The organism is Marinobacter sp. UBA2498 (assembly GCF_002341575.1).
GTDB classification, from domain to species: domain Bacteria; phylum Pseudomonadota; class Gammaproteobacteria; order Pseudomonadales; family Oleiphilaceae; genus Marinobacter; species Marinobacter manganoxydans.
This window is the reverse complement of record NZ_DDOI01000012.1, coordinates 1,381-4,446: the sequence shown is the minus strand read 5'-3', so window position 1 is coordinate 4,446 and position 3,066 is coordinate 1,381. Positions and strand designations below refer to the sequence as shown.

General features: G+C 59.2%; 4 protein-coding genes. 1 reads left to right on the top strand and 3 read right to left on the bottom strand.

Features of this window, described 5'->3' with window-relative positions:
- The 3 genes from B2W52_RS01330 to glyA form a co-directional block, all read right to left on the bottom strand.
- A partial coding sequence (locus tag B2W52_RS01330; RefSeq protein WP_286801035.1) for a bifunctional diaminohydroxyphosphoribosylaminopyrimidine deaminase/5-amino-6-(5-phosphoribosylamino)uracil reductase RibD occupies positions 1–260 on the bottom strand: 260 nt, incomplete at its 3' end.
- Positions 257–775: a transcriptional regulator NrdR gene (gene nrdR, locus B2W52_RS01325; RefSeq protein WP_273070340.1), complete on the bottom strand. Its 519-nt coding sequence runs from the start codon at positions 773–775 to the stop codon at positions 257–259. The genes B2W52_RS01330 and nrdR, both read right to left, overlap by 4 nt.
- A 77-nt stretch (positions 776–852) precedes the next feature.
- Positions 853–2,106 carry a serine hydroxymethyltransferase gene (glyA, locus tag B2W52_RS01320; RefSeq protein WP_273070341.1) on the bottom strand — a complete coding sequence of 418 codons (1,254 nt, stop codon included), beginning with the start codon at positions 2,104–2,106 and terminating at the stop codon, positions 853–855.
- A 390-nt stretch (positions 2,107–2,496) separates the two neighbouring features.
- On the opposite strand from glyA, the gene B2W52_RS01315 reads away from it, so the two are divergent.
- On the top strand, positions 2,497–3,066 hold a 570-nt coding region (locus B2W52_RS01315; RefSeq protein WP_286801032.1), incomplete at its 3' end, for an ATP-binding cassette domain-containing protein.

The following is a 3,066-nucleotide window of genomic DNA, read 5'->3' as shown; positions in this document are numbered from 1 at the left end:
CAGGGCGGTGTACGACCAAAGTGGCTGCACGGCTCCAGGGTTACATAGGCTGTCGCTCCCCGGGCGTCCGGACCGGCCTGACTCAGGGCGCGGATCTCAGCGTGGGCTTCTCCGGCACGCTCATGCCAGCCCTCACCGAGTATCAGATCGCCGCGGGCAATGACACAGCCAACCCGGGGATTGGGATGGGTAGAGTACCGACCGCGCCAGGCAAGCTGGACAGCCCGCGCCATCATGGCCCTGTCGCGGTTGTCGATCATGCCTTTCCTTTCGGGGCGTGGTTATCCGCCAACGCTTTGGCGACGTCAACGGCCGCCTCACCGTTGCTTGCCGACAGCCTCTCAATCTCTTCCTTGAACTCGTTGATATCCTGGAAACTGCGATACACCGACGCGAAGCGGACATAGGCGACCTTGTCCAACTGGCGCAATTCGGTCATCACCTCCTCGCCCAGTTGCATGGATTTCACTTCCCGTTCGCCGGTCGCCCGCAAACGGTATTTGATCCGGTTCAGGGCCGCATCAATCTGCTCGATGCTAACCGGCCGCTTCTCGAGGGCCTTCATCAGCCCCGAACGCAGCTTTTCCTCATCAAACGGCTGCCGGGTGCCATCCTGCTTGACCACTCGCGGCATCACCAGCTCGGCAAACTCGAAGGTCGTGAACCGCTCCCGACAGGACAGGCATTCCCTGCGGCGACGCACCTGATCTCCCTCGGCCACCAGCCGGGAGTCAATCACCTTGGTATCTGCTTCACCACAGAAGGGACAATGCATAGTCAGGAACTCCGAAGAGGAAGCCGGGCCGAAAGTTCGGCCCGGCAGGTCATGCCTGTAGTCTAGCTATAAAACGATTAGCCGTAGACAGGAAAACGGGCGCAGAGCGCACTCACCTGTTCGCGAACCCGGCTGTTGACCGCATCATCATCCAGATTATCGAGGATATCGCAGATCCAGCCGGCCAGGTCGCGACACTCGGACTCGCCGAAACCGCGAGTGGTGATCGCCGGGGTACCAATACGCAGGCCGGAAGTGACGAACGGCGAACGGGGGTCATTGGGAACCGCGTTCTTGTTCACGGTAATGTGAGCACGACCCAATGCAGCATCGGCGTCTTTACCGGTAATGTCCTGCTTGATAAGGCTGACCAGGAACAGGTGGTTCCTGGTGCCGCCGGAAACCACATCATAGCCACGATCCACAAAAACCTGAGCCATGGCAGAGGCGTTCTTCACAACCTGCTGCTGGTAGGTCTTGAACTCTTCGCTCATGGCCTCCTTGAAGCAAACAGCCTTCGCGGCAATAACGTGCATCAGCGGGCCACCCTGGCCGCCCGGGAATACCGCAGAGTTCAGCTTCTTCTGCAGATCAGCATCATCGCAAGCCAGGATCAGACCACCACGGGGACCGCGCAGGGTCTTGTGTGTAGTCGTCGCGATCACGTGGGCATGGGGAACCGGATCCGGGTAAACGCCCGCGGCCACCAGGCCAGCCACGTGGGCCATATCGACAAACAGGTAAGCGCCCACCTTGTCGGCAATCTCACGGAAGCGGGCGAAATCCAGCTCCTGGGAGTAGGCTGAGAAGCCAGCAATAATCATTTTTGGCTTGTGCTCAAGAGCCAGCGCTTCGATCTCATCGTAGTCGAGAAGGCCAGTGTCGGTATTGATACCGTACTGCACGGCATTGTAGATCTTGCCGGAGAAGTTGACACTGGCGCCGTGAGTCAGGTGGCCACCGTGGGCGAGACTCATGCCCAGAACCGTATCACCAGGCTTGAGCAGAGCCATAAAGACAGCCGAGTTGGCCTGGGAACCAGAATGCGGCTGGACGTTGGCATAGGCAGCACCAAACAGCTCTTTGGCACGTTCAATCGCCAGGTCTTCGGCAATATCCACGAACTCGCAGCCGCCATAGTAGCGCTTGCCCGGATAGCCTTCCGCGTACTTGTTGGTCAGCACGCTGCCCTGGGCTTCCATCACTCGGGGGCTGGTGTAGTTCTCGGACGCGATCAGCTCGATGTGAGCTTCCTGGCGCTTCTCTTCCGCCTGCATGGCGTTCCAGAGTTCGTCGTCAAAGCCGGCGATTTTCATTTCACGATTAAACATGGATGCGCTGCCCCTGTGTGCTTGGCTGGCCCGGAGAGCTTTGGCGATCTCCGCAGGCTCCCTGAAAAATTGGGTCGCTATTCTATCTTACAAACGGGTGAAAAATCACCCTTTAACCGTCCGCAGATACCGGCATGCGGCCAACTCCGGTTTCTGCTCAATTGCTATCACTGGTAGGTTTCGATACCTTAGCCGGTCTACGTTCATTGGTTGCGGCTTGTGGAGTTACGGCCATCGGGTAGGGCGATCCGGGATACGCTGTGAATACATCCCTGTACGCTCGACAAAATCATCCCTGATTTTGACGATCCCGGATCGCCCTACCCGATGGCCTCAGCCAGACACCTTCAGTGATCTCGACACTCAATTCGCAAGAAGGATGCTGACAAAATGGCGCAATACGTCTACACCATGAACCGCGTGGGCAAGGTGGTCCCGCCCAAGCGCGAGATTCTGAAAGACATCTCCCTGAGCTTCTTCCCCGGCGCCAAGATCGGCGTTCTGGGCCTCAACGGTGCCGGTAAATCCACCCTGCTCCGCATTATGGCGGGCGTAGACCAGGATTACATCGGTGAAGCCCGTCCGCAGCCTGGCATCAACGTGGGCTATCTGCCCCAGGAGCCGGAGCTGGACGAAGAAAAAACCGTCAAGGAGATCGTCGACGAGGCGGTTTCCGGCGTCCACGACGCCCTGGCCGAACTGGACCAGGTGTACGCAGCCTACGCCGAACCGGATGCCGACTTTGACGCCCTGGCCAAGAAGCAGGGCGAGCTGGAGGCCTATATCCAGGCCACCGATGGCCACGACATTGAACGCAAGATGGAAGTTGCCGCGGACGCCCTGCGTCTTCCACCCTGGGATCAGAAAGTAAGCGTTCTTTCCGGTGGTGAGCGCCGCCGGGTGGCACTGTGCCGCCTGCTGATGAGCGCCCCGGACATGCTGCTGCTGGATGAGCCCACC